Genomic DNA, 3050 nt, shown 5'->3' with positions numbered 1-3050 from the left:
CCTAACCAATTGCGGCCGATCAACAAGAAATATCCGCTTAAGATGCTGCTCGAGTCGTGCCAGCGCTACATGTCCGCCCTTGGCGAGAAGCGTGTGCTGACCATCGAGTACACCTTGCTCAAGGACATCAACGATAAAGTTGAGCATGCGGTGGAAATGATCGAGCTGCTGAAGAACATTCCGTGCAAGATCAACCTGATCCCGTTCAACCCGTTCCCGCACTCCGGGTACGAGCGGCCGAGCAACAATGCTATCCGCCGGTTCCAGGATCAGTTGCATCAGGCCGGTTTCAACGTCACTGTCCGCACCACTCGTGGTGAAGATATCGACGCCGCTTGTGGTCAATTGGTAGGGCAGGTGCTGGATCGCACCCGTCGCAGCGAACGTTACATCGCCGTGCGTGAATTGAGCGCCGACAGCGATCTGGCACAGAACGCCGCGAACACTAATTAAGAGAGGATCTCTATGTCCCTGCGCTTTGCGCTGCTGTTGCTGTTGGCCAGCCTGAGTGCTGGTTGTGTCCTGTCGGGTGACTACAACCCGATGAAGACCAGCAAGGGCCGCGATGAAGCGCGGGCTGCGTATGTGCAGTTGGGGCTGGGGTATTTGCAGCAGGGCATGACCGAGCGGGCCAAGGTGCCGCTGAAGAAGGCACTGGATCTGGATAGCTCCGATCCCGACGCCAATGCCGCCCTCGGCCTGGTGTTTCAGGCCGAGATGGAGCCGAAACTGGCCGACGAGCATTTCCGCAAAGCCTTGTCCTCCCGTCCCGCCGATGCGCGCATCCTCAACAACTACGGCAGTTTTCTCTACGAAGAACAGCGTTACAAGGAAGCCTACGAGCGTTTTGAACAGGCCGCCGCCGATACCCTGTATCCTGAGCGTTCGCGTGTGTTCGAGAACCTCGGCATGACCGCATCAAAGCTGGGGCAGCGTGAGTTGGCGCAGCAGCAGCTGGAAAAGGCTCTGCGTTTGAACCGTCAACAACCGCGTGCACTGCTGGAAATGGCTGAGTTGTCCTTCGAAGACAGGCATTATGTGCCCGCGCGTGACTATTACGACCGTTTCAGCCTGCTTACCGAGCAAAATGCACGTAGTCTATTGCTCGGCGTTCGGCTGGCAAAAGTGTTTGAAGATCGCGACAAGGCCGCCAGTTACGGCCTGCAATTAAAACGACTCTATCCCGGTACGCCGGAATATCAGCAATACCTGTCGGAGCAATGATGAAAGCGGCGCATCCCGAAGTTGTAGCAGCGAATCGCGTTAACCCCGGTGAGACCCTGCGCCAGGCCCGCGAAAGCAATGGCTGGTCGCTGGCCGAAGTGGCCCTCAAGCTCAACCTCACCGTGACCTCCCTGAGCAATCTTGAAACCGGCGCTTTCGACAAGCTGCCGGGGCATACCTTCGCTCGCGGTTATATTCGCGCCTATGCCAAGTTGCTCGGTATGGACCAGACCGTTCTGGTTCAGCAGTTCGACCAGTCCACCGGCACCGATTCCCAGGGCAGCAACGTCCATGCGCTGGGCCGTATCGAAGAGCCGGTGCGGGTGTCCCACACTATTTTGCGGATCGTCAGCCTGTTGTTGCTGATCGCAGTCATCGGCGGCGGTTTCGTCTGGTGGCAGGATCAGACCTCGCTGCGTAGCAAAGACTTGACCACGCTGGCCCCGGAGCACGTCGAAGTCGAAGGCGCCGATGGCACCACGCAGATTCACCCGATCGACGAGCCGGAAGATCAGGCCGTTGCCGAAGGTCAGGCCGAAGGCGCTACAGCGCTGGCGCTGCCGCAGTCGGAAACCACCGCTGAATCGACCGGTGCCGAGCCTGCTGCGCCAGCAACTGCACCAGTTGCTCCAGCTGCTCCGAGCGCAACGCCCGCAGCCCCGGTTCATACGCCTGCCCCGGTTGTTGCAACACCGGCTACCCGGGCCCCAACTGTTCCGAACACGCCAGCGCCGACTATCACAGCACCAGTGGCCCCGGCGGTCGGCGCTCCTGCTGTTGTCGCAGCCGCTCCAGTGGCGGGTCAAGGCCAGGTGTCGGTGCAATTCGTTGCCGATTGCTGGACCCAGGTCAGCGACGGCAGCGGCAAGGTTCTATTCAGTGGTCTCAAGCGTAAAGGCGACAGCCTGGCGGTTGCCGGCAAGCCACCATTTGCCGTGCGTCTGGGCTATGCCCGTGGCGCGCAGGTCAGCTACAACGGCCAGCCGGTCGATGTCGCTCCGTTCACCAGTGGCGAGACTGCTCGCCTGAAGTTGGGTCAATAAGTCATGCACGGCGAATCTCCAATCAAACGTCGCGTTTCGCGCAAGATCTGGGTCGGCAACGTGCCGGTGGGCGGCGATGCGCCGATCGCTGTGCAGAGCATGACCAACAGCGACACCAATGATGTTGCTGCCACCGTTGCGCAGATCAATCGTCTGGAAGCCGCTGGCGTCGACATCGTCCGCGTATCGGTACCGGACATGGACGCCGCCGAGGCGTTCGGCAAAATCAAGCAACTGGTCAAGGTGCCGCTGGTTGCCGACATTCATTTCGACTACAAGATCGCTTTGCGCGTAGCCGAACTGGGTGTGGACTGCCTGCGAATCAACCCGGGCAACATCGGTCGTGAAGACCGCGTGCGTGCCGTGGTCGATGCCGCGCGTGATCGCGGGATTCCGATTCGCATCGGCGTCAACGCCGGTTCCCTGGAAAAAGACCTGCAAAAGAAATACGGCGAGCCGACTCCAGCGGCGCTGGTCGAGTCCGCTCTACGCCACGTCGAACACCTCGAACGCCTGAATTTCCAGGACTTCAAGGTCAGCGTGAAGGCCTCCGACGTGTTCATGGCCGTCGAAGCCTACCGCTTGCTGGCGAAAGAAATCGTCCAGCCGCTGCACCTGGGCATCACCGAAGCCGGTGGATTGCGTTCGGGCACAGTGAAATCCGCCGTGGGCCTAGGTATGCTGCTCGCCGAGGGGATTGGCGATACTATCCGCATCTCGCTGGCGGCCGACCCGGTCGAGGAAGTGAAGGTCGGTTTCGACATTCTCAAGTCTTTGCATCTG

3 protein-coding genes and 1 pseudogene are annotated in these 3050 nt (G+C 60.1%); all 4 read left to right on the top strand.

Translation table 11 applies throughout. The annotated features are described in order from the left end of the window. Positions 1-453: pseudogene (locus ACIOWE_RS12755) on the top strand (23S rRNA (adenine(2503)-C(2))-methyltransferase RlmN); the annotation flags it as partial. Between the two features lie 12 nt (positions 454-465). Beyond that, positions 466-1224, top strand: coding sequence for a type IV pilus biogenesis/stability protein PilW (gene pilW, locus ACIOWE_RS12750; protein WP_201236917.1), 759 nt, complete (start codon positions 466-468; stop codon positions 1222-1224). Further along, positions 1224-2267, top strand: coding sequence for a RodZ domain-containing protein (locus tag ACIOWE_RS12745; protein WP_401391643.1), 1044 nt, complete (start codon positions 1224-1226; stop codon positions 2265-2267). Before pilW ends, ACIOWE_RS12745 begins: the two co-directional genes overlap by 1 nt. Before the next feature lie 3 nt (positions 2268-2270). Next, positions 2271-3050 (top strand): flavodoxin-dependent (E)-4-hydroxy-3-methylbut-2-enyl-diphosphate synthase (gene ispG / locus ACIOWE_RS12740; protein ID WP_401391640.1); only part of this gene is annotated, 780 nt, incomplete at its 3' end.

The organism is Pseudomonas sp. NPDC087598 (assembly GCF_044743525.1).
In the GTDB taxonomy this organism is placed as follows: domain Bacteria; phylum Pseudomonadota; class Gammaproteobacteria; order Pseudomonadales; family Pseudomonadaceae; genus Aquipseudomonas.
Note: the sequence above shows the minus strand (reverse complement) of the source record. Positions and strands in the feature narration are given on the sequence as shown.